The sequence below is a fragment of the Tessaracoccus pujii genome (genome assembly GCF_054483895.1).
Genome location: NZ_CM137012.1, coordinates 2090628 through 2112173 on the forward strand (window position 1 = coordinate 2090628; position 21546 = coordinate 2112173).

The 21546-nt window shown below is 68.1% G+C and carries 19 protein-coding genes; 10 read left to right on the forward strand and 9 right to left on the reverse strand.

Features of this window, described 5'->3' with window-relative positions; all coding sequences use genetic code 11:
• Positions 1 to 46 precede the first annotated feature (46 nt).
• On the forward strand, positions 47 to 871 hold the full coding sequence (ppgK, locus tag ACX1D0_RS10180; RefSeq protein ID WP_459017765.1) for a polyphosphate--glucose phosphotransferase: 825 nt from the start codon (positions 47 to 49) through the stop codon (positions 869 to 871).
• Positions 872 to 932: 61 nt separating this feature from the next.
• On the opposite strand, the gene argS is transcribed toward ppgK, so the two are convergent.
• The 3 genes from argS to ACX1D0_RS10195 form a co-directional block, all read right to left on the reverse strand.
• Positions 933 to 2567: an arginine--tRNA ligase gene (argS, locus tag ACX1D0_RS10185; protein ID WP_459017766.1), complete on the reverse strand. Its 1635-nt coding sequence runs from the start codon at positions 2565 to 2567 to the stop codon at positions 933 to 935.
• A 112-nt stretch (positions 2568 to 2679) separates the two neighbouring features.
• Positions 2680 to 3159, reverse strand: a complete 480-nt coding sequence (locus ACX1D0_RS10190; RefSeq protein ID WP_459017767.1) for a DoxX family protein — start codon at positions 3157 to 3159, stop codon at positions 2680 to 2682.
• A 34-nt stretch (positions 3160 to 3193) separates the two neighbouring features.
• The gene (locus ACX1D0_RS10195; protein ID WP_459017768.1) at positions 3194 to 3769 is read right to left on the reverse strand and encodes an NADPH-dependent F420 reductase; all 576 of its coding nucleotides are present in this window, start codon (positions 3767 to 3769) and stop codon (positions 3194 to 3196) included.
• 89 nt (positions 3770 to 3858) lie between these two features.
• Between ACX1D0_RS10195 and ACX1D0_RS10200 the strand changes: the two genes are divergently transcribed.
• Positions 3859 to 4374: a MarR family winged helix-turn-helix transcriptional regulator gene (locus tag ACX1D0_RS10200; RefSeq protein WP_459017769.1), complete on the forward strand. Its 516-nt coding sequence runs from the start codon at positions 3859 to 3861 to the stop codon at positions 4372 to 4374.
• A 59-nt stretch (positions 4375 to 4433) separates the two neighbouring features.
• Here ACX1D0_RS10200 and ACX1D0_RS10205 read toward each other — a convergent pair whose 3' ends face one another.
• Complete coding sequence (locus ACX1D0_RS10205; protein WP_459020437.1) at positions 4434 to 6023, reverse strand: xylulokinase; 1590 nt, start codon at positions 6021 to 6023, stop codon at positions 4434 to 4436.
• A gap of 119 nt (positions 6024 to 6142) precedes the next feature.
• On the opposite strand from ACX1D0_RS10205, the gene ACX1D0_RS10210 reads away from it, so the two are divergent.
• Positions 6143 to 7486 carry a UDP-glucose dehydrogenase family protein gene (locus ACX1D0_RS10210; RefSeq protein WP_459017770.1) on the forward strand — a complete coding sequence of 448 codons (1344 nt, stop codon included), beginning with the start codon at positions 6143 to 6145 and terminating at the stop codon, positions 7484 to 7486.
• Between the two features lie 26 nt (positions 7487 to 7512).
• On the opposite strand, the gene ACX1D0_RS10215 is transcribed toward ACX1D0_RS10210, so the two are convergent.
• The 3 genes from ACX1D0_RS10215 to ACX1D0_RS10225 form a co-directional block, all read right to left on the reverse strand.
• Entirely contained in the window at positions 7513 to 8208 is a 696-nt protein-coding gene (locus ACX1D0_RS10215) for an L-ribulose-5-phosphate 4-epimerase (protein WP_459020438.1), read from the reverse strand.
• A gap of 162 nt (positions 8209 to 8370) precedes the next feature.
• Entirely contained in the window at positions 8371 to 10044 is a 1674-nt protein-coding gene (gene pgi / locus ACX1D0_RS10220) for a glucose-6-phosphate isomerase (RefSeq protein ID WP_459017771.1), read from the reverse strand.
• A 154-nt stretch (positions 10045 to 10198) separates the two neighbouring features.
• A complete protein-coding gene (locus tag ACX1D0_RS10225) occupies positions 10199 to 11278 on the reverse strand; it encodes an SH3 domain-containing protein (RefSeq protein WP_459017772.1) in 1080 nt (359 codons plus the stop codon).
• Positions 11279 to 11439: 161 nt separating this feature from the next.
• Between ACX1D0_RS10225 and ACX1D0_RS10230 the strand changes: the two genes are divergently transcribed.
• On the forward strand, positions 11440 to 12627 hold the full coding sequence (locus ACX1D0_RS10230; RefSeq protein WP_459017773.1) for a hypothetical protein: 1188 nt from the start codon (positions 11440 to 11442) through the stop codon (positions 12625 to 12627).
• Positions 12628 to 12857: 230 nt separating this feature from the next.
• Here ACX1D0_RS10230 and ACX1D0_RS10235 read toward each other — a convergent pair whose 3' ends face one another.
• On the reverse strand, positions 12858 to 13610 hold the full coding sequence (locus tag ACX1D0_RS10235) for a glutamine amidotransferase (protein ID WP_459017774.1): 753 nt from the start codon (positions 13608 to 13610) through the stop codon (positions 12858 to 12860).
• Positions 13611 to 13744: 134 nt separating this feature from the next.
• Here ACX1D0_RS10235 and ACX1D0_RS10240 point away from each other — a divergent pair, with 134 nt between their 5' ends.
• Positions 13745 to 14866, forward strand: a complete 1122-nt coding sequence (locus tag ACX1D0_RS10240; protein ID WP_459017775.1) for a DUF4432 family protein — start codon at positions 13745 to 13747, stop codon at positions 14864 to 14866.
• 31 nt (positions 14867 to 14897) lie between these two features.
• On the opposite strand, the gene ACX1D0_RS10245 is transcribed toward ACX1D0_RS10240, so the two are convergent.
• Positions 14898 to 15950, reverse strand: coding sequence for a LacI family DNA-binding transcriptional regulator (locus ACX1D0_RS10245; protein ID WP_459017776.1), 1053 nt, complete (start codon positions 15948 to 15950; stop codon positions 14898 to 14900).
• A gap of 211 nt (positions 15951 to 16161) precedes the next feature.
• Between ACX1D0_RS10245 and ACX1D0_RS10250 the strand changes: the two genes are divergently transcribed.
• From ACX1D0_RS10250 to ACX1D0_RS10270, 5 genes are all read left to right on the forward strand, one after another.
• The gene (locus ACX1D0_RS10250; protein WP_459017777.1) at positions 16162 to 17220 is read left to right on the forward strand and encodes an autoinducer 2 ABC transporter substrate-binding protein; all 1059 of its coding nucleotides are present in this window, start codon (positions 16162 to 16164) and stop codon (positions 17218 to 17220) included.
• A 112-nt stretch (positions 17221 to 17332) separates the two neighbouring features.
• Positions 17333 to 18856 (forward strand): sugar ABC transporter ATP-binding protein, encoded by a 1524-nt coding sequence (locus tag ACX1D0_RS10255; RefSeq protein WP_459017778.1) that lies wholly within the window; start codon positions 17333 to 17335, stop codon positions 18854 to 18856.
• Positions 18849 to 19862, forward strand: a complete 1014-nt coding sequence (locus ACX1D0_RS10260) for an ABC transporter permease (protein WP_459017779.1) — start codon at positions 18849 to 18851, stop codon at positions 19860 to 19862. The genes ACX1D0_RS10255 and ACX1D0_RS10260 overlap by 8 nt, the downstream gene beginning before the upstream one ends.
• Before the next feature lie 14 nt (positions 19863 to 19876).
• A complete protein-coding gene (locus tag ACX1D0_RS10265; RefSeq protein ID WP_459017780.1) occupies positions 19877 to 20935 on the forward strand; it encodes an ABC transporter permease in 1059 nt (352 codons plus the stop codon).
• The gene (locus ACX1D0_RS10270) at positions 20932 to 21495 is read left to right on the forward strand and encodes an RpiB/LacA/LacB family sugar-phosphate isomerase (protein ID WP_459017781.1); all 564 of its coding nucleotides are present in this window, start codon (positions 20932 to 20934) and stop codon (positions 21493 to 21495) included. Before ACX1D0_RS10265 ends, ACX1D0_RS10270 begins: the two co-directional genes overlap by 4 nt.
• Positions 21496 to 21546 lie beyond the last annotated feature (51 nt).

Below are 21546 nucleotides of genomic sequence, written 5' to 3' on the forward strand. Positions count from 1 at the left end.
TCGGGCCATCGCCGACGGTCCAGGCGATACCGCTACGCTTTCGCGCATGAGCATCTTCCTGGGTATCGACGTTGGCGGTTCGGGCATCAAGGGCGCGCCCGTTGACCTGGAGGCGGGTGACTTCGCGGCGGACCGGCTCCGGATCCCGACGCCGGAGAAGTCCACCCCGAAGGCCGTGGCGGCCGTCGTCGGGGAGATCATCGAACACTTCCAGGGCGTCATCGGTGACAGCCCGGTGGGCCTCACCATCCCTGCGCCGGTGCTGCACGGCCGGGTGCCGTTCATGGCCAACCTCGACGTCAAGTGGAACGGGTTCAAGGCCGACGAGTACTTCGAGGACAAGCTCGGCCGCAAGGTGGTGCTCGTCAACGACGCCGACGCCGCGGGCCTGGCGGAGGTGCACTTCGGCGCCGCCAAGGACCACCCGGGCCTGGTCATCCTCACCACGCTGGGCACCGGGATCGGCGCCGCGATCATCTACCGCGGCGTGCTCATCCCCAACGCGGAGCTCGGCCACCTGGAGCTGTCGGGCTACGACGCGGAGAAGCGCGCCGCGTCCTCGGTCAAGGACAAGGAGGGCCTCAGCTACGAGGAGTGGGCCACCGAGCGCCTCCAGCCGTACTACAGCCACCTCGAGATGCTGTTCTCGCCGGACCTGTTCGTCACCGGCGGCGGAGTCTCCAAGGACTGGGACAAGTGGGGCCACCTGCTGACCCTGAAGACCCCCATGGTTCCTGCCAAGCTGCGCAACCGAGCGGGCATCATCGGCGCGGCGCTGGCCGCCCAGGACGCCGTCGAGCATCCCGACGTGCTGGCGATGATTCCCGCCGTCGTGGACGCCAACCCGGCGGACGTCGCGGACACCGAGTAACCTCCCCCTGACGCGGCGGCGGCGGGCGGACCCATTAATGGCCGCCCGCCGTCGCCGCGCCTCACATCCGTTCGGGGGCGTCGATCCCGAGGAGGTGCAGGCCGCGGGCCAGGACCTGCTTCGTGGCTGAGCACAGCGCCAGCCGCGACGCCCGCACATCGCCCTCGGACCGGAGCACCGGGCACGCCTCGTAGAACGTGGCCAGCGCACCGGCCAGGTCGTAGAGGTAGGCGCAGAGCTTGTGTGGCTGCAGGGAATGGGCCACCTCGTCGACCACCTCCCCGAAGCCGCTCAGCAGGAGCGCGAGCTGCTGCTCCGCCGGGTCGCCGAGGATGGTGACCGATCCCCACTTGACGTCCTCCGCCTCCGCCTTGCGCAGGATCTGGCTCACCCGGGCGTGGGCGTACTGCAGGTAGGGGCCTGTGTCCCCCGTGGTCTGCACCATGCGCTCGGCGTCGAAGGTGTAGTCCTTCTGCAGTCCGTTGGAGAGGTCCGCGTACTTGATGGCGGCCAGCGCGATGTTGGGGGCGGCCACCTCCTCCGCGGCGTCGAGCAGGGACCCGAGTGTCGCGGCGGAGCCGTCGCGGGTCTTGAACGGCTTGCCGTCGCGGCCGAGCACCATGCCGTAGCCGACGTGCTGGGCCGTCACGTCGCCGGGCAGGAAGCCGGCCTTGCGGGCGGCGGCGAACACCTGGGCGAAGTGCCCGCCCTGGCGGGCGTCGGTGACGTAGATGATCCGGGCCGCCTTGAGCTCACGGACCCGGCGACGGATCGCGGCGAGGTCCGTGGTGGCGTAGCCGTAGCCGCCGTCGGTCTTGCGCACGATGAGCGGCGCCTCGAAACCGTCGACGAACACGCACAGCGCGCCGTCGTCGATCACGGCCACCCCGGAGTCCTCGAGTTCCTTGACCAGCACCGGAAGGTCGGCGTTGTAGGTGGACTCGCCGGCCAGATCGTCGTCGGTGAGAAGGATCCCGAGCCGGCGGTAGGCCTCGTTGAAGGCGGGCTTGGAGATCTCGACGAGCTGGCGCCAGATGGCCAGCGACTCCTCGTCCCCGCCCTGGAAGACCGAGACCCGCGAGCGGGCGCGCGTGGCGAATTCCTCGTCCTCACGGAACCGGGCAGCGGCACGCTTGTAGAGCGCGTCGGCCTCGTCGAGGGTGAGGGCGCCGGCGTCGATGCCCTCGTCGAGGACCTCTTCGATCAGCATGCCGAACTGGGTGCCCCAGTCGCCGATGTGGTTCTGGGGGATGACCGTGTGGCCCAGCGCGCTGAGGACCCGGTTGAAGCAGTCCCCGATGATGGTGGTGCGCAGGTGGCCGACGTGCATCTGCTTGGCCACGTTGGGGGCGGAGTAGTCGATCACCACGCGCTGGGGGTATTTGACGGGGTTGAGCCCGCCATTCGGGTCCTCGAGCAGGGCGGTGGCGGCGGCGGCGAGCACGTCCGTGCGCATCCGGAAGTTGATGAAGCCGGGGCCGGCGATGTCCAGCGGCTCGCAGAGGTCGTCGACATCGAGGCGGGCCACGATGTCGGCGGCGACCTCGCGGGGCGGGCGCCCCTCCTGCTTGGCCAGGCGCAGCGCGACGTTGGACTGGAAGTGGCCGAACTGGGGTTTGGTGGCCGGGCGCATCTCGGGATCGACGCCGGTGAGGGCCCGGAGGCGGTCGTCGAGGAGGGCGGGGAGGGACTGCATGGGGGCCATTCTCGCACCCACCAGGGAATCACCCCAAGCCGACGACCGCTCCGGCAAACACGCGGGGGCCCTCCCCGCCAGGCGGAGAGGGCCCCGGAAGGGCGAGCCGGTGTCAGCGAGCCGCGGCCACGGACACACGCTCGGCCTGTGCGGCTCCACGGGTCCGGGTCAGCAGCCCGTCGACGGCGAACCTGCCGCCGCCGAGCACCGCGAGGAGCACCAGGCCCGCGGCCAGGCCGAGCACGAGCTCGACACCGTTGTTCTCGATGAACACCCCGTTGGGGGCGTGCACGAGGAACAGGGCGCCGGTGAGGGTGACGGCATTGACCGCCGCGGCCACCCGGGTCAGCGCGCCGATGACGAGCAGGATGCCTCCCACGATCTCTGCGGTGGCCACCACGGTGGCCGCGACCGCAGCCAGCGGGACCCCCATGTCGGCGAACGCCGCCGTCGTCCCGGCGAGCGTGTACTGCATGTACTTCTGCCATCCGTGGGCGAACAGGATGGCGCCGAGCGCGACGCGGGCCACGAGGAGGGCGATGTCGACGGCGGTCGGGGAGACGGACGAGGCGGGCTTGAACAGGAAGCTCATTGGGGGGTCACTCTCTTTCGGTGGTGGGGTCGGGTCAGGCCTGGACGGCGAAGCCGCCGGCCCACGAGATGGCTTCGCGTGCGGCGAGGGTGATCTGGAGGAAACCGATCGCCTCGAGCTCACGGGCCCGGCGGAGGGTCCCCGCGTCGATGGCCTTGAGCCCGGCATCGGTCACGATGCCCGACACCAGGGCCTTGGCCTCAGCGTCGTCGCCCGCGATCAGGACGGTGGTCGGCACGTCGCCGACGGTGCCACCGGCCAGCGTGGCCGCGAAGTTGGTGTTGAACGCCTTGACCACACGCGCGCCGGGCAGCTGTGCGGCGATGTCGGCTGCGGCCGAGGAGTCGGCCGGGACGGTGAGGGAGTCGAAGGTCTCGAAGTCCAGGGGGTTGGTGATGTCAACCACAACCTTGCCGGCGAACTCGTCGGCGCGCCCGGCGAGGACACCGTCGACAGCGGGATACGGGAGGGCGAGGACGACGACGTCGCCTGCCGGGGTGCGGTGGGCGTCGGCGCGGCCGAGGACCTCGACGGTGTGGCCGCCGCGCTCGGCGAGCCCTGCGATGGCCGAGCCCATGGCGCCGGATCCGATGATGGTGATGCTGGTCATGACTACTCCTTGGTGAAGCGACTGATTGGTTGTCCCTTCAAGCATGACAGACTTTGGTTAAAGATACAACTATCGGTAGACTGGGGGGCATGGAACCACGCTGGCTGAGCCGCCCCGAACTGGCGGCATGGGTGCGGCTCGCCGCCGTCATCGAGGTGCTGCCGAGCGTGCTGGACGCCCAGCTGCGGCGCGACTCAGACCTGACGCACTTCGACTACTACGTCCTCGCGATGCTCTCCGAGGCCGACCGGCGGACGCTGCGCATGAGCACGCTGGCCAGCCTCACCAACGCGACGCTCCCCCGGCTCTCCCACGTCGTGAAGCGGCTGGAGGACCGCCACCTGGTGGGCCGGTTCCCGTGCCCCGATGACGCACGGGCCACGAACGCGCGGCTGACCGAGGAGGGCTGGCAGGTGGTCCAGGGCGCTGCGCCCGGGCACGTCGAGGCGGTGCGCCAGTACGTGATCGACGCCCTCACCCCGGAGCAGGTCGGCCAACTCACCGACATCGCCGACGCCATCGTCCAGCGGCTGGACCCGGAACGCTCCCTCTCGGAGATGTACCGACGGCACGACACCCGCGAGGACGACGCAGCCGAACGCTGACGGGGGTCCGACCGGCGACCGGTCGGACCCCCGTCGAAGCGTCGGAGTCGAGCGTTGGGTCAGTGCAGCGTGTCCACCGCGGCCCGCTCGATCGCGAGGCCCGAGCGGTAACGCGCCATGAACCTGTCGAAGCCCTCGACGTCGGCCTGGTCCGGCTCGACGGTGTCGATCGCGGCACCGCCGAACACCGACGACGCCAGCCAGTCCGCCAGCGACGATTCACCCGAGCGCAGGAACGACGCCAGGAGCGCCATGCCCCACGCGCCGCCCTCGCCGGCGATCTCCCCCACCGACACCGGCGTGTTCATCGCTGCGGCGAGGAACCCCTGCGCCACCCCCTTGGTCTTGAACAGGCCACCATGGGCGAACATCGAGTCCAGCTCCACACCCTCGTCCTGGAGCAGGATGTCCATGCCCACCCGCAGCGCGCCCAGAGCGGCGAACAGGTGGGTGCGCATGAAGTTGGGCAACGTGAAGGCGCTGTGCGGGGTCCGGACGAACATCGGCCGGCCCGCCTCGAGCCCGACGACGTGCTCCCCGGCCAGGTAGTTGTAGGCCAGCATGCCGCCGCCGTCCGCGTCGCCCTTGAGCGCGGCGTTGTACAAGGTCTCGAACAGCGTGTTGGTGTCCACCTGGGCGCCCAGCGCGGCCGCGACCTCACCGAACAGCCCCACCCATGCCTGCAGATCCACCGCGCCGTTGTTGCAGTGCGCCATGGCCACCAGGTCACCGGCGGGCGTGGTGACCAGGTCGATCTCCTCGTGCAGCGCCGTGAGCGGCCTCTCCAGCACCACCATCGCGAAGATGCTGGTGCCCGCCGACACGTTGGCGGTGCGACGGGCAACGGCATTGGTGGCCACCATGCCGGTGCCGGCGTCGCCCTCAGCGGGCGCGAACGGGACGCCCGGGCGGAGCCGACCCGACGGATCGAGCAGGCGGGCGCCGTCGTCGGACAGGGCCCCCGCCTGCCGCCCGGCGGGGAGCACCGTGGGAAGAATGTCGGCGAGCTTCCAGCCGTAGCCGTGGTGCGCGACGAGCTCGTCGAACCGGGCGAGCATCCCCTCATCGAACTGGCCGGTGGCGGTGTCGATGGGGAACATGCCGCTGGCGTCGCCGACGCCGAGCGACCGTTCGCCGGTGAGGCGCCAGTGGACGTACCCCGCCAGGGTGGTCAGGTAATCGATGGAGCCCACGTGACTCTCGCCGCCGAGAACGGCCTGGTACAGGTGCGCGATGCTCCACCGCTGCGGGATGTTGTGCTGGAAGAGACGGGTCAGCGCCCCGGCCGCCTCGCCGGTGAGGGTGTTCTGCCACGTGCGGAACGGCACGAGCAGTGCCCCCGACGCGTCGAAGGCCATGTAGCCGTGCATCATGGCCGAGAAGCCCATGGTGCCGACGGTGTCGAGCGGCACTCCGAAGCGCGACTCGACGTCAGCGGCAAGATCGGCGTAGGCCGCCTGCAGGCCCTCCCACACCAGGTCCACGTCGTAGGTCCAGATGCCACCCACCAGGCTCGACTTCCAGTCGAAGCCTCCGGTGGCCAGTGGCTGGTGGTCATCCCCGATGAGGACGGCCTTGATCCGGGTCGATCCCAGCTCGATGCCGAGCGACGTCTGCCCGCCCACGATGGCGTCACGTCCCGCGCTCATGTTTTCCACGATGTACTCCTTATAGGTTGACCCGGCTCCCATCATCCCGCGCCGAGGCCGGCGGCGCCACGGGGGTGGCGGAAAAGTTGGTGCGCGCCCCCGGACGCTAGCCTTTGCCCATGCGGATCTCTGTGATCGGATGTGGATACCTCGGCGCGGTACACGCTGCGTGCATGGCCGAACTCGGCCACGACGTGGTGGGCCTGGACGTGGACGAGGAGAAGGTGGCCCTGCTCGCGCAGGGCAGGCCGTCGTTCCACGAGCCGGACTTCCCGGACCTCCTGGCCCGGCATGTGTCGTCGGGCAGGCTGCGGTTCACCACGGATCCGGCCCAGATCAGGGATGCCGAGATCCACTTCATCGGCGTCGGTACGCCGCAACTCCAGGGCCGCATGGCGGCGGACATGACCTACGTGCGGCAGGCGGTGCGCACCATCGTCGAGTACGCCGAGCCACCTGCGGGGGGCAGGCCGGTCCTCGTGGCCGGCAAGTCCACGGTGCCCGTCGGGACTGCGCAGGAGATCGCCGCGACACTCGGGTCCTCGGACAAGGATCTCCTCCTGGCCTGGAACCCCGAGTTCCTCCGCGAGGGGTACGCGGTGGCCGACACGCTGCACCCGGACCGCCTCGTCTACGGTCTCCCCGACGACCTGGCCCGCGGCGCCGTCGCGAAGGAGATCCTCGACGAGTGCTACGCGGGGCCCCTGTCCGAGGGCACTCCACTGGTTCTGGCCAACTACCCGACGGCCGAGCTGGTGAAGGTCGCGGCGAACTCCTTCCTCGCCACCAAGATCTCGTTCATCAACGCCATGGCCGAACTGTGCGACGCCACCGGAGGCGACGTCACGCGGCTGGCGGAGGCCATCGGCCACGACGACCGGATCGGGAAGAAGTTCCTGCAGGCCGGCATCGGCTTCGGTGGTGGCTGCCTGCCGAAGGACATCCGCGCGTTCATGGCCCGGGCCGGTGAGCTGGGGGTCGACGAGGCCCTCACCTTCCTGCGAGAGGTGGACGCCATCAACCTGCGGCGCCGCGACCATGCCGTCTCGCTGGCCGAGGAGGCCGTCGGTGGGCGGCTCGCGGGCAAGAAGGTGGCCGTGCTGGGCATCACGTTCAAGCCGGACACCGACGACCTGCGAGACTCCCCCGCCCTCGACATCGCCGGTCGCCTGTGGTCACGCGGTGCGGAACTCGCGGTGGTGGACCCCGCCGCGGGAGACCTGCTGCGCAAGCGCCAGCCGGAGCTCAACGTGAGCGACACCGTCGAGGAGGCCGTCCGCGACGCCCACGTGGTCATGGTGCTGACGCAGTGGCGGGAGTTCGTGGAGCTGGACCCGGCCGCGCTGGTGTCGCTGCCGGCGGCCGCCAACGTCGTGGACGGTCGCAACGTGCTCATCCCGCGCCGCTGGAGCGACGCGGGATGGCGCTATTTCGGGATGGGTCGCGGCGTCTCGGTCTGGTGAGGCAGGTCACCGACGCCGGCCGGACGTCAAACCTTGGCCGGCTGGCCGTAGACGTTCTGGTAGCGGTCGAACAACGAGTCGATCTTCTCCTGCGGGATGGGGATCAGCTCACCGAGCTGTCGCGCGATGTGCACCGTCCGCGCCACCTCCTCGCACATCACCGCCGCCTTGACGGCGTCGCGGCCGTCCTTGCCGATGGTGAACGGGCCGTGGTTCTGCATCAGCACGGCCCGGCTGCGGGAGTCCTTCAGTGTCTCGACGATGCCCTGGCCGATCGAGTCGTCGCCGATCAGCGCGAACGGGCCGACGGGGATGTCTCCGCCGAACTCGTCGGCCATCATGGTGAGCACGCACGGCACGGACTCACCGCGGGCGGCCCACGCCGTCGCGTAGGTCGAATGCGTGTGCACCACGCCGCCGATGTGCTCCATGTGGCGGTACACGTAGGCGTGGGCAGCGGTGTCGCTCGAAGGCTGCAGCGTCTCGGGCGTCCCGTCGTCGATCTTCACACCGTCGAGGGTGCACACCACCATGGCCTCGGCGGACAGGTCGTCGTAGGAGACGCCCGAGGGCTTGATCACGAACAGCTCCTCGCCGATCTGATCGGCGCAGCGGATGCGCTGCGACACGTTGCCGGCGGTCCAGACGACGAGCTCCCACCGGGGTAGTTCGGCGTGCAGGCGGGCGACGACCTCGCGGGTCCGGGCGACCTCCTCCTGCACGGCGGCGGGAAGGTCGGTGAGGGTGAGCGTCACGGGTTCCTCCATCGTTGTAACCACCTCGAATCCTAGGCCAGAACCGCGACCCTCGGGCCCCCGGCCCCGGCCAGGCACCACATCCCGCTGAGGGGCCGACGCCGCGGCCAGCGCGGCCCTGCGGGAGCGTCACTCACGGTGGTCGAGGTACCAGCTCACCAACGCCTGCGTGGAGGGGTCCTGGTTGGCCAGCGCTTCGGCGTCGCCGAAGACCGCCGGCGCGATGTCCATGGCCAGCTTCTTCCCCAACTCCACACCCCACTGGTCGAACGAGTCGATCCCCCACACGATGCCCTGCACGAACGTGATGTGTTCGTACAGGGCGATGAGCTGACCCACCACCGACGGGGTCAGCGCGGACGCCATGATCGACGTCGTGGGCCTGTTGCCCGGGAACACGCGGGCGGGGACGATCTCCTCAGCCGTGCCCTCGGCCCGGACCTCGTCGGCGGTCTTGCCGAAGGCCAGGGCTGCGGTCTGCGCGAAGAAGTTGGCGAGGAAGAGGCCGTGGACGTCGGTGTCGCCGTCCTTGACCGGGTGTGCCGGGTTGGCGACCGCGATGAAGTCCGCGGGGATGAGGCGCGTGCCCTGGTGGATCAACTGGTAGAACGCGTGCTGGCCGTTGGTGCCGGGCTCGCCCCAGAAGATCTCGCCGGTGTCGGAGGTGACCGGCGTGCCGTCCCACCGCACGGACTTGCCGTTGGACTCCATGGTGAGCTGCTGCAGGTAGGCGGCGAAGCGGTGAAGGTACTGCGCGTAGGGCAGGACGGCGTGGCTGTGCGCGTTCCAGAAGTTGACGTACCAGACGTTCATCAGGCCCATCAGCAGCGGAACGTTGCGCTCGGGCGCCTCGGTGCGGAAATGCGTGTCGACCGCGTGGAAGCCGGCGAGGAAGCTGTGGAAAGCGTCGGGGCCGATGGCGATCGCCACTGGAAGGCCGACGGCGGAGTCCACGGAGTAGCGGCCGCCCACCCAGTCCCAGAAGCCGAAGGCGTTGGCGGGGTCGATGCCGAAATCGGCCACCTTGTCCAGCGCCGTGGAGACGGCCACGAAGTGCTTGGCGACGGCGCCGAGGCGGGCCTCGTCGGAATCGTCGACGACCCCGGCCTCGGCCAGCCGGCCGAGGAACCAGTCGCGGGCCATCCGGGCGTTGGTGAGCGTCTCGAGGGTGGTGAAGGTCTTCGACGCGACGATGAACAGCGTCGTGGCGGGGTCCAGGTCCGCCAACGCCTCGGCGCAGTCGTTGGGGTCGATGTTGGAGACGAAACGGCACTCCAGGCCGGCCTGCTTGTAGGGCAGGAGGGCCTCGTAGACCATCACCGGACCGAGGTCCGAGCCACCGATGCCGATGTTGACCACCGTGGCGATGCGCTCACCCGTGACGCCGGTCCATTCACCGGAGCGAACCTTGTCGGCGAAGGCGTACATGCGGTCCAGGACCTCGTGCACATCCGCCACCACATCCTGCCCGTCGACGACGAGCTGGGCGTCGCGCGGGAGGCGCAGCGCGGTGTGGAGGACGGAGCGGCTCTCCGTGATGTTGATCCGCTCTCCCGCGAACATCGCGTCGCGGCGATCGGCCAGGTTGACCTGTTCCGCCAGCCGGACGAGGGCGGCGACGACGTCCTCGTTGATGAGGTTCTTGGAGAGGTCGACGCGGAGGTCGGCAATGTCGAAGGTGAGTTCCGCAGCCCGGTGCGGGTCCGCCTCGAACCAGCCGCGCAGGTCTGGCACGAGGGCGTCCTTGATGATGTGAAGGTCTGCCCAGGCTTCGGTGGTGGTGGCGTCAACCGGAGTGATCATGCCCACAGCCTAGGGCGCGCGCCGCGACGGGGGCCACGCCCCCGGGAGACGCGTTGAGCCGATGGATGGGCTCAACGCGGAAATCGCAGGGGTTGATCGTTCAAAGGCGCGACGAGCCCATCCATCGGCTCAACTCCGTCACCCTCCCGAGGGGTCAGCGGACGCTGATGTGCACGTGGTCGTAGTGGTTGGCGCTGACGCTGCCGCGGTCGGAGAAGCTGCGCCACCCGTCGCCGGAGCGCTGCGCCGTCCAGATCTGCTGGGAGTAGAGCACCTCGATGATGCCGAGGGCCGACGCGTTGGCCCGCGCCCATCGTGCGATCTCCCAACCGGCCTCACCCGAGACCATGACGTCGATGGCCCGGCCGGACGCGTGGTAGGAGTCCGAATCGGCGCGGTACCCGCCGTAGCTGGTGACCCGCGGGAACTCGGCACAGACGGCGCGCAGGACGGTGCGCGTGCGGGCGGTGAGGCCGGACTCGATGCCGGACGCGGCCGCGCACGCCTCGGTGGAGAAGCCCGACGAGCTGGACCCGCCCGAGTCGGCTGCCTGAGAGGTTCTGGCCGGCGCGGGCGCGACCACAGGCTTCTCCTGCGTGAGGAAGCCTTCCTTGATCCATCCCGCCTTGTGTGAGACTTCCACCTGGCGCCAGCCGTCGACGTGCCACTGCGTGATAGCTACCTCCGTGCCTTCACCCAGGGTTGTGCGGGCGTCGTATCCGACCCCCGGCCCGGTGCGCAGGTTGACCGACGCGGAGGTGTAGCGGGTGCCTGCGGAGTCGCCGAGCGCCGAGTAGTCCACGGTCTTCGAGGGGGCGGCCGCGGGGGTAGCCACAGCGGGGGCTGCCGACGCGGAGGTTGACGGAGCCGCGGAGGGGCTGGGCGTGGCCGACGGCGTGGGTGATGGCGACGGGGTGGCGCTCACGGACGGCGACGCCGAGGGCGCTGCGGAGGCCGCGGGCGTCAGCGACGGCCGGAGATAGTCGCGTGACACACCAAGAGGACTGGCGGCCGCCATGCTCGGGTCTGTGTGCTCGAGTCCCGCGCCGGTCTGCGGCAGGATCATCGCCAGAGCGGACAGCCCGGCCACCGACACCAGGGCCAGCGGGGCGAACACGAACCTCACGACCACCAGCGGACTCCGGGTGCGGATCCGCCGAGGAGGGGAGACGACGCCCAGCTCGACGACCTCGTCGTCATGCCGACCGAGCGCCGTGCGTCGTGCCTGAGCCATGCGGGCCTCATTCCTGAGAAACTTGAGAAACCTTTAAGGTTGTCTCAGGATACGTGCTCGCCGAGGAAACGCAAGCCGGGGAACCGACCAGTCTGGGGGCCTCCTCAGGCGACCCTCAGGAGTGGACTACGCTACGCAGCACTGTCAGGAACGGATCACCGATGCTCGCCACCGCCGTGCGCACCACCTTGGCCGCGATCCTCGTGGCCATGGTCGCGCTTATCGCCGCGCCCGCCCACGCCGCGGCGTCGGCCATCGACGCCACCTTCACCGTCTCCGAGGGTCAGGTCCGGATCGTCGGCACCCTCACATCCGAGGGCGATGCGGTGAAGCGCGCACGTGTCGTCGCCACCCTCGACGGAGCCGAGACCGCCTCAGCCAGCACCCTGGGCAACGGCAGCTTCGAGCTGTCATTCGCCCTGCCGGCTGACCTGTCCGCCGGCGACCATGTCGTGGCAGTCCGGTTCGCGGGCGCAGCAAAGGTGGACCCGTCACGCTCGCAGATCACCATCACCGTCGCGGGGTCCAGCGACGGCGGCGGTGGCGGCGGCTCCGCCGATCCCGGGTCCGACGACGGGGGCAGCACCGACGACGACGCGGCGAAGCCCCGCACCGACAAGGCACCCGCCACCCCCAAGGAGGCCCCTCCGGCCGCCCTCACCCTCACTGCCACGAGCACCGAGGACGCACTCAACGGCTCGGTGGTCGACGTGGCCGGCACCCTGGTCGCTGCCGACGGCACCGGAATCGCCGACGCGGGCATCTCCGTCGCGGACGCGGGCGGCGAGGTGGAGGATTCCTTCACCCTGACCACGTCGACCGGAAGCTTCCAGACCCTCTACGCCATCCCCGCCGACCAGCCCACCGGGGACCTGACGCTCACGATCTCGTTTCCTGGCACGGCCCGGCTGGCGGCCGCGAGCACGCAGCTGACGATCGCGGTCGAGCACACCGAGGTGGCCACCGCGACGCCGAGCCCCTCCGCCTCGCCGTCGCCCACGGCGTCGCCGTCCGCAACAGCTGACGGCTCCTCCACCGCGAGCCCGGCCGCCACCGGCGGCACGACGGCCACGCCGGATTCCGGCGTCGGCACCGCTATGACGTGGTTCCTCGCGGCGTCAGTGGTGGCCGGCGGCGGCGCCCTCCTCACCCTGGCGGTCCTGGTGTTCCGCGGGTCGCGCGGGGCCGCACTCCTCCCCGACGAGGAGGGCAATGCGATCGACTTCCTCGACGACGAGCTGAGCCTCGGTGACACCAGCGTGCTGACCGGCCTGAGCGCCCTGGACCTGGCAGACGACGAGCCGACCCAGCGTGTCCGCCCGGCCCGGGCGATGCCCGAGGACGACTAGCGCCCATAACGGCAACCCGATCGAGGACGGCGCTCAGGACGGCCGAGACGATGACAATGAACGTGCGCCGCGATCGGGCGGCGTCGTTCGAGCCGGTGGCCGTAGCCAAAGGCCAACCGCCTCGGGGCGAGCGAGGAAGCGCGAAAGTCGTTGACGGCCCGCGGCATGACCCATGGCACATACTGGGGCTGTGGGCCGGTGATGGCGGCGAAGGCGCTTGGCTTTCCGTTTCAGACTCCCGGATCACCCTCGCCGGCCAACCAGCGCACCGCGTTGCGCCACATGGTCGGGAACCCGTCCCAGGTGGTGAACGACGTCGGAGCCCAGTGCGTGTCGATGTCGCTGGCGTAGGCAAGGGTGCGGCCGGAACCATACGTGCCGATCACCATGAGCGGGTCGGCCGGGAAGGTTGCGACGACCCGCGCCTGACTCCGAGGCTGAAGCCGCTGGTAGCCCAGCAACGGCGGCCACTCCCCCTCAACCCCGGCCAGAATCGGATGGTCAGAACCACGCGCGATGCTGCCCTGGGGTGTCTCGATCCGATCGTCGCCCTGAATCATGTCGACGGGGAGTACGTCAGCGAGCGCGGTGTTGCGGTAGTTGGCTTTGCCCTCGATGCCCTGGAAGCTCATGTAGCCGCCGATCATCCCGAAGCCCCCGCCCCCGTCGACCCAGTCGCGGATGACCTCGAGGCGGTTGGGGGCGGTTCCACCCTCCCTGAACACCTTGGACGGCAGCAGCAGCGAGTTGGAGCCGATGTCCGAGAAGAGGATGACGTCGTGCCCGCTGAGGTCCGCCACCGTGTCTGGGAAGTGCTCGACCGCCAGTTGGCTGGGCAAGTAGGTCAAGGAGAAGCCATCGCGGTCCAAGGACTCGCGCAGCGCAAGGCCGGCCTCTTCATACCTCGAGGTCACGAACGAATCGAATCCCTTGACATGGATTTCCGTGACGCTCCACGATTCACCCACGAACAGTACGCGCACCACTTTCGATCTCCTGTCTCATCAGCTGCCGCGACCCCTTCGATCACCCTACAAAACCACATGCGATCGGGCGGAAAAACCGGTTCAATTGCCATAGGCTAGGCATGACGCTGCGTCGCGACGAGGGAGTTGCCATGAGCCAAACCAAGCCGTCTGAGGTCCACCTCCGGCCGGAGATGTTCCGCACTCACGAGGAGACCCTGCTGCGGTGCAGTAGCGGGATGGTGTCCACCTTCCGGTACCCGTCAGGCGTCGAAGCGCTCCGGCTCACGACCGATCGCGTGGAGCTGATCGTTCTGCCGTTCAGGGGCCAGCAGATCTGGCGCCTCTTCGTTGACGGTGAGGACGTCACGATGAAAACCCACTTCGACGAGCCCACGCCCTCCACTGTGTTCGAAGAGTCCTACGGCGGATTCCTGCTGCACTGCGGCGGCACGGGCGTGGGCCACCCCGGAGCGGAGGACACGCACGCGCTGCACGGTGAGCTGCCGACGGCGCGCTACGACTCTGCCTCCGTCCTCTTCGCGGAGGGCGAGGAGCCATGGCTCGGAGTCACCGGCAGCTGCCGCCTGCGGCGGACACACTCCATGGACATCGAGTTCCGGCCCTTGGTGCGCGTTAGGCCCAGGGAGACCCAGATCGAGATCGACGCCACGCTCACCAACCATCGGATCGCACCGTTCGACTACTCGTACATGTGCCACGTGAACTTCCCCCTGTTCGACGACGCGCGGCTCGAGCAGACCGTCAGCTTTGACGCCTCGCATTTCACGGTGGTGCCCGACGCTAACCAAGACTCGGAGACCGAGGCATACACCCGGCGCATCATCGAATCGCCCGAGGAGTCCAATCATCTCAGCCTCAGCCAACCCCTGGTCCCCGAGTACTGCGCCGTCATCCGCCCCCACTCGGGCGAGGACGGTTGGGCACACTTTTTGCAGGTCCGCCCCGCAGGCGATGCCGCCTTCGTCAGCTTCGACACAGCCACCCTCCCCATGGTGGTGCGGTGGATCTCCAACACCGGAGACGAAGCCGCGGCGGGGTTCTGCCTTCCGTCCACCACGCACCATCGAGGGCGGGCGGCGTCGAAGCGCGACGGGCTGCTCTCCACTGTGGACGGGTCGGCCAGCGTATCGATGCGGGTGGTCACCGGCCTCCTCAGCGAAACGCCGGCCAAGCACCTCCGGGCGCGCATTACGCAGATCAACGAGCGTGCGGTGGCGGGTGCCGACCCGTCGACCGGGAGCGCGGACTAGGGGACTCGGGCCCGCTGACGACGCTCCGGGCTCAGCCGGCGTTCGGCCGCGCCACCCCGGAGGACTTCCGCACCACCAACTCCGGATGCAGCAGCACCTGCTGGTGCCGGTGGTCCGGGTCGCCAGCGTGCGAGAGGAGCAGCTTGGCCGCGGTGTAGCCCATCTGTTGGATCGGCTGGCGCACCGAGGTGAGCGGAACCACCCAGTCGGCGGCGAACTCCACGTCGTCGTAACCGACGAGCGCCACGTCATCGGGCACCGTCACGCCCGCCCTGCCGAGGGCCCTGAATACCCCGAACGCGAGCATGTCGTTGCCGCACACGATCCCCGTGGGCAGGTCACCCATCTCCACCAGGCGTCGGGCACCGTCAAGCCCGCCCTGGATGCCGATGTCCTCGACGTTGACCTCGATCAGGACCTCGTCGGGGTTCAGGCCGTACGCCCTGATCGTCTCTCTCATCCCCAGCGCCCTCTGCTGCATCTGCCGGAGCCCTGCAGGACCGCCCAGGAATGCGAGGCGGCGGTGCCCCAGCTCCAGCAGGTGCTGGCTCGCGAGTCCTCCGCCCACCACGTCGTCGACGGCGACCGCGCAGCCCCGCTCGATCCCCATGTGGTCAAGGATGACGACGGGAAGCGCCGGGTCGAGCCGGTCGAGGACATTGTCGGACCCGGATGCCGGGCTCAGCAGCGCACCTCGGACCCGCTGCGCTGCGAGCGTCTTGAGGAGTTCGCTCTCCTTCTCCCTGTCGTTCTCCGAGTTGCAGAGCATGACGACGTGACCGGCCTCTCGGGCCGCGCGCTCCACGGAGTGGGCGATCTCCATGTAGAAGGGGCTCATCAGGTCCAACACCACCAGCGCGATGACATTGCTGGGCGCGCCGGTGAGCAGGCGGGCCTGCAGGTTGGGGACAAATCCCAGATCTCGGATGGCAGCCATCACCGCGTCCCGCGTCGCAGGCGCCACCCGCTCCGGATGGTTGAGCGTGTTGGACACCGTTCCGACGGAGACGCCTGCCCGATTCGCGACGTCACGGATGCGAGCCGAGGCCGCTCGGCTGCTCTCGCCAAGGGACCGATCTGCCACCACTCCACTCCCCTCACCCTTGAAGGACCCAAGATAACGAACCCGTATCTTTTCTACGCGCCCCTTCACAGCACGAAGACTCCGGAGTAGCGTAGCCACCGACAGTTGAAGCGGTTCAATCGAAGGATGCCACGACGACGGGAGTCGTGCCGCCGGTAGTCCCAATCCGGATCCCGATCAGCCGCGAGGAGCAACGTCGAAAGGAAACGAGATGAAGCAACGACGCTTGATCAGCAGGCTCATCGGAGTAGCTGCGGCCGCCAGCCTCGCGCTGACCGCGTGCGGTGGCGACGCGGCCACCACCCCCGAGCCCACTGACGCCGCCAACAGCACCGCAGCAGGTGGCGGCGATTACACCATCGCCATCGTCCCGAAAGACTCCACCAACCCGTGGTTCGTCCGCATGGAGACCGGCGTGAAGAAGTTCGCCGAGGAATCAGGCCTCAACGTGTTCCAGCGCGGCCCCGCCGAGACCGACGCCACCATGCAGTCCCAGGTCATCCGTGACCTGATCGCCCAGGACGTCGATGCCATCGGAGTAGTCCCTGTGGACCCAGGGGCCCTTGAGCCCGTCCTCAAGGAGGCCATGGACGCCGGCATCGTCGTAGTGACCCACGAGGGCGCCAGCCAGGAGAACACGATGTATGACATCGAGGCCTTCAACAACACCGATTACGGCGCCTTCATCATGGACAACCTCGCTGAGGCCATGGGCGAAGAGGGCATGTACACCACGATGGTGGGCCACGTGACCAACGCGTCGCACAACGAGTGGGCCGACGGCGGCGTCGCGCGCGCCAAGGAGGCGTACCCGAACATGACCCTCCTCGAGGAGGAGCCTCGCGTCGAGTCCCAGGACGACGGCGAGACCGCCTACCAGAAGGCCAAGGAGCTCCTGAAGAAGTACCCAGACCTGAAGGGGATCATGGGCACCTCGTCGTTCGACGCCCCCGGCGTCGCACGCGCCATCGAGGAGCTGGGCCTCAAGGACAAGGTCTTCACCGCCGGCACGGGCATGCCCGCCGCCAACAAAGAGATCCTGGAGAAGGGCCTCGTCTCGGCGCTGACGCTGTGGGATCCGGCTGACGCAGGCTACGCCATGGCGTCGCTCGCCAAGAAGATCCTCGACGGCGAGGACATCGCCGACGGCGTGGATCTGGGCGTCAAGGGGTACGAGGGAATGAAGTTCGCCGAGGGCAGCGAGAAGGTCCTCGAGGGTGACGGCTGGATCGTCATCAGCGCGGACAACGTCGACGACTTCGGCTTCTGATGAACGGGCGTGGCGACCCAGACTCAGTCGGGCCGCCACGCCGCAGTTCTGACTAGTTCCCATGGGGGGCAGGGCGAGCCGCCTTGCCCCCCTCACCAGCCGAAGGACGACGATGACGACTGACACGGTCATCTCAGTGCGCAACCTCAGCAAGTCATTCGCCGGGGTCCAGGCACTGGACAACATCAACCTCGACATCCACGCGGGCGAGATCCACTGCCTCGCCGGGGAGAACGGAAGCGGTAAGTCGACGCTCATCAAGATCATCTCGGGGGTCTACGCGCCCGACAGCGGCACCATCGACATGGGCGGACGCAGCTACGAGCGCCTCAACCCCATCGAGGCCATACACAACGGTGTTCAGGTCATCTACCAGGACTTCTCGATCTTCCCCAATCTCACGGTGATGGAGAACCTGGCACTAAACAGCGAGCTCGCCGAGAACCGGAAGGTCGCGAACTGGCACCGGTTCCGTCGGATTGCACAGGAGGCGGTGGCCAAGATCAACTTCACCGTCGATCTCGACGCGACCGTCGGCGATCTGTCGGTGGCGGACAAGCAGTTGGTCGCCATCTCGCGCGCACTGTTGACCGACACCAAGCTCATCATCATGGACGAGCCCACCACCGCCCTCACCAACCGTGAGGTCGAGGCGCTGTTCAGGGTCATCCTGGACCTGAAATCGCGCGGGATCGCCATCCTGTTCGTCAGCCACAAGCTGGGCGAGGTCTTCGAGATCAGCGAGCGCTTCACCATCATCCGCAACGGCAAGCTGGTGGTGACCACCCTCCCCGAGGACCTGGACCACAAGAAGTTCGCTTTGTTCATGACCGGCAAGGACGTCGAAGACCTCGTCCTCCCGAAGGCCCAGGAGGTCGGCGAGCCGATTCTCGAGGTGAAGAACCTCTCGCTAAGCCGCGCCTACGACGACGTCAGCTTCACCCTGCACCGGGGCGAGGTTCTGGGCATCACTGGCCTCCTCGGGTCTGGGCGCACCGAACTCGCGCTCTCGCTGTTCGGCGTGTTCCCAGCCGACAGCGGCGAGGCCGTGATCAAGGGCGAGCGGGTCACCATCAACAGCATCTCCACAGCCATCGAGCACGGCATCGGCTATGTGCCGGAGGACCGGTTGACGGAGGGCTTGGCATTGGAACGTTCGATTGCGGACAACATCATCGTGTCCGAGATCGACGCCATGACGTCGCGTTTGGGCCTGCTGGACCGGACCAAGCGCCGCACGGAGGTGGGGCGCTGGGTCGAAGAACTCCGTATCGCCACCAAGAACCCAGACAACCCTGTCAACACACTCTCGGGCGGCAATCAGCAGAGGGTGGTGCTGGCCAAGTGGCTGGCCACAAACCCCGACATTCTGATCCTCAACGGCCCGACGGTGGGCGTTGACATCGGCTCCAAAGCGGAGATCCATCGCATCCTTCACCATCTCGCCGCAGAGGGGATGGGGATCATCGTCATCTCCGACGACATCCCCGAACTCGTGCAGACGTGCCGCCGGGTCTTGATCCTCCGGGACGGGTCCATCCAGGTGGAGGTTGACCCCGAGACCGTGAGCGAGCAGGAGTTGGCGGACATGATTACCGGCGGCTCGATCACCGTGGAGGTGGAGCGACATGAGTGAATTCGCCCGCAGGTTGCTGCGGTCCAACGAGTTCTACCTCCTCCTGGTCATCCTCGCCGTGGCGATGCTGATCCAGGTCCGAAGTGGCCAGTTCTTCACGGCCAACAACCTCGTAGACTTGGCCAACGCCATGGTGGTCCCCGGGCTGTTCGCCGTGGGCACCTACATGGTGCTCGTCTCCGGCGGCATCGACGTGTCCTTCCCCGCTCTGGCGTCGCTGGCGGTGTATTCGGTCACTCGCCTCCTCGTCGACAACGGATACGGCGGCGGCTTCTGGCTGCCCCTCCTCACGGTGGTGGTGCTCGGCGCCCTGCTCGGCGCCTTCAACGGGTCCTTCGCCGCACGGCTGGCTGTGCCGACGTTGATCATCACGCTCGGCACGGCCAACGTGTTCAAGGGGGTGATGCAGGGCGCGTTGGGCTCCGTGCAGATCGCCACACTGCCGCCCTCCATGGCGGAGTTCGGACGCGCAACCCTATTCGTCGCCCGCAACCCACAGTCCGGGCTCACCTCGAGCATGCCACTGTCGTTCCTCCTCCTGGTGGCGGTGGTCGCGATCGCCTTCGTCGTCATGCGCTACACGATGTTCGGACGCGGCGTCTACGCCATCGGCGGCGACGCGTCGTCGGCCGCCCGCGCCGGATTCAAGGTTCGGCGCATCAAGTTCTGGCTCTACGTGATGGCTGGCACGATCGCGGCCCTGGCCGGTCTGGTCCGGACCTCGATGATGGGACAGATGCACCCCACCAACCTGCTAGGGATGGAGATCATGGTCATCGCCGCCGTCGTCCTCGGCGGCACGGCGATCACCGGTGGCACCGGCACGCTCACCGGCGTCATGCTCGGGACCCTGCTCATCGTCATCGTCCAGAACTCGATGATCCTGATCGGCATTCCCACCTACTGGCAGAGGGTAGCGCTAGGTGTCCTCATCATCGCGGGCACGGGCATCTCGGCGGTTCAGCTCAACCAGAGACGTAAGCGCAACCGGATCGTGGCGGCATGAGAGGGGATGGACCTATGACCACAACGACGGAGCCCTCGGGCCCCACCTTCATCACCCGGATAGTGGGCGCCACCCGCCGCGACCCGCACCTCAGCCGCCTGACGCTGATCCTGATCTCCCTGCTGGTGTTGTTCCTGGTCCTACGCCCGAGGAACTTCACCAACATGGCCACCTGGAACTCCATGGCTGTCCAGTTCCCCGAGTTCGGCCTCATGGCCCTCGGCGTGATGCTGACGATGATCACGGGCGGCATCGACCTCGCCGTCGTGGGCATCGCCAACATGACCTCCATCGTGGCGGCCGTGATCATGCTGTCGCTGGTCCCCCCGGACGCGACGGGCAGCACGGTGCTGTTCGGGATCCTCCTGGCCATGGTGGCGTCGCTCGTCCTGGGCGCCCTGGCCGGCATCCTCAACGGGATCCTGGTGGCGAAGATCAAGATCCCGGCCATCCTGGTCACACTCGGGACCCTGGAGCTTTTCACCGGCGTGGCCATCGTCATCACGGCGGGACGACCCATCAGTGGGTTGCCGCCTGCCTACAGCAGCTTCATGGCCGGCAAGGTGGTGGGCGTCCCGATGCAGCTCATCGTGTTCATCGTCGCCGTGCTGCTCATCGCCTTCATCATGAAGCGCACCACGTTCGGCACCAAGCTCTACATGCTCGGCACCAACGCGACCAACGCCAAGTTCAGCGGTCTCAACACCACGTCGCTCCTGGTGCGCACCTACATGTTGTCCGGGATCATGGCCTCGCTGGCGGGGCTCGTGATGCTGGCCAACTACAACTCGGCCAAGGCCGACTACGGCGTGGTCTACACACTGCTGACGGTCCTCATTGTCGTCCTTGGCGGCGTGAACCCCAACGGCGGCAGCGGTCGGCTGATCGGGGTGGTCCTGGCGATCATCACGCTGCAGGTGCTGTCGTCCGGCCTCAACCTGTTCCCACAGATCAGCAACTTCTACCGCGACCTCATCTGGGGCGGGGTGCTGCTGCTGGTCATTGCCACCAGTGATTTCGGAGGACGAAGGCTCTTCCGCCGCCGCATCAGGAAGGAGACGCCGGCGTCATGAGAACCACACAGGACAAGCAGGTCGTGATGGGGGCCGACTTCGCGGGCTTCCACCTGAAGGAGCACGTCAAGTCGCACTTGGAAGCAAAGGGTTGGGAGGTGACGGACCTGACACCGGACAAGGACTCCGCTCCCATGTATCACCGTGTCGGGTTCCTCGTCGGTTCGCGCATCTCAGAGGGGGAGTTCGAGAAGGCTCTGCTGTTCTGCGGCACTGGGATGGGCATCCACGTGGCCGCCAGCAAGTGCCCGCACGTGCACGCAGCCGTCGCCGAGAGTGTCCGGGCCGCAAAGCGGGCGGCAACGGCCAATAACTGCAACGCACTCGCGATGGGCGGCTTTTGGACAGCCCCCCGTCTCGGCCAGGCCATGGCCGACGCGTTCCTCGAGCACTCCCTCGGCGACGGTTACGAGGAGTGGGACGGCTTCTACGAGTACCACCTGATCGGCTACGACGAGTGCGAGAATTTCGACTACGAGGCTTACAAGGCCAACGATTTCGCCGTGCCGGAGCCTCGCCACGTCGACCTCGGTCCGGAGCCGGTGGGCTTGGCCTTCTAGGAGAACGCTGAAGAAGGGCTGGCCCCGTCCGCCGGATGACTGGTGGGTCGA

What these genes read in the sequence shown, in the direction of transcription:
- ACX1D0_RS10240 (WP_459017775.1), top strand. Translation starts at nt 13,745, where the DNA reads ATGAGCCAAACCAAGCCGTCTGAGGTCCACCTCCGGCCGGAGATGTTC.
- ACX1D0_RS10270 (WP_459017781.1), top strand. Translation starts at nt 20,932, where the DNA reads ATGAGAACCACACAGGACAAGCAGGTCGTGATGGGGGCCGACTTCGCG.
- ACX1D0_RS10250 (WP_459017777.1), top strand. Translation starts at nt 16,162, where the DNA reads ATGAAGCAACGACGCTTGATCAGCAGGCTCATCGGAGTAGCTGCGGCC.
- ACX1D0_RS10260 (WP_459017779.1), top strand. Translation starts at nt 18,849, where the DNA reads ATGAGTGAATTCGCCCGCAGGTTGCTGCGGTCCAACGAGTTCTACCTC.
- ppgK (WP_459017765.1), top strand. Translation starts at nt 47, where the DNA reads ATGAGCATCTTCCTGGGTATCGACGTTGGCGGTTCGGGCATCAAGGGC.
- ACX1D0_RS10200 (WP_459017769.1), top strand. Translation starts at nt 3,859, where the DNA reads ATGGAACCACGCTGGCTGAGCCGCCCCGAACTGGCGGCATGGGTGCGG.
- argS (WP_459017766.1), bottom strand. Translation starts at nt 2,567, where the DNA reads ATGCAGTCCCTCCCCGCCCTCCTCGACGACCGCCTCCGGGCCCTCACC.
- ACX1D0_RS10210 (WP_459017770.1), top strand. Translation starts at nt 6,143, where the DNA reads ATGCGGATCTCTGTGATCGGATGTGGATACCTCGGCGCGGTACACGCT.
- ACX1D0_RS10195 (WP_459017768.1), bottom strand. Translation starts at nt 3,769, where the DNA reads ATGACCAGCATCACCATCATCGGATCCGGCGCCATGGGCTCGGCCATC.
- pgi (WP_459017771.1), bottom strand. Translation starts at nt 10,044, where the DNA reads ATGATCACTCCGGTTGACGCCACCACCACCGAAGCCTGGGCAGACCTT.
- ACX1D0_RS10255 (WP_459017778.1), top strand. Translation starts at nt 17,333, where the DNA reads ATGACGACTGACACGGTCATCTCAGTGCGCAACCTCAGCAAGTCATTC.
- ACX1D0_RS10190 (WP_459017767.1), bottom strand. Translation starts at nt 3,159, where the DNA reads ATGAGCTTCCTGTTCAAGCCCGCCTCGTCCGTCTCCCCGACCGCCGTC.
- ACX1D0_RS10225 (WP_459017772.1), bottom strand. Translation starts at nt 11,278, where the DNA reads ATGGCTCAGGCACGACGCACGGCGCTCGGTCGGCATGACGACGAGGTC.
- ACX1D0_RS10205 (WP_459020437.1), bottom strand. Translation starts at nt 6,023, where the DNA reads ATGAGCGCGGGACGTGACGCCATCGTGGGCGGGCAGACGTCGCTCGGC.
- ACX1D0_RS10230 (WP_459017773.1), top strand. Translation starts at nt 11,440, where the DNA reads ATGCTCGCCACCGCCGTGCGCACCACCTTGGCCGCGATCCTCGTGGCC.
- ACX1D0_RS10265 (WP_459017780.1), top strand. Translation starts at nt 19,877, where the DNA reads ATGACCACAACGACGGAGCCCTCGGGCCCCACCTTCATCACCCGGATA.